Here is a 269-nt window from a genome sequence, read left to right as displayed (position 1 = left end):
GGAAAATAAACTCCCCCAGAAGATATCTAAGGATTTTGCTGATCCTTTTGCCTTTGCGAATCGTTGTGCGAGATAGGCTTTGGTTAAGCTTGCTCCGAGAGTTTGGTAGTAAGCGCGATAACCATATTTGATGTCGAGTTTTTTGATGGCAACGAGTAGCTCTTTGACTTGCTGGTGGCCTAGCATGCTCATAGCGTGATCAAGAGTTTTACTGAATACGCTTTCTGGACGAGGATTGTCGTTGGCCTTGCGCATGATTGCGAGTGACA

1 protein-coding gene is annotated in these 269 nt (G+C 45.4%); it reads right to left on the bottom strand.

Going from position 1 to position 269, the window contains the following annotated elements:
- Positions 1-269 (bottom strand): hypothetical protein (locus A3738_RS31000; RefSeq protein WP_197473804.1); only part of this gene is annotated, 269 nt, incomplete at both ends.

Source organism: Oleiphilus sp. HI0066 (assembly GCF_001635725.1).
The sequence above is the reverse complement of the archived record's forward strand: the minus strand, read 5'-3'. Positions and strand labels throughout refer to the sequence as shown.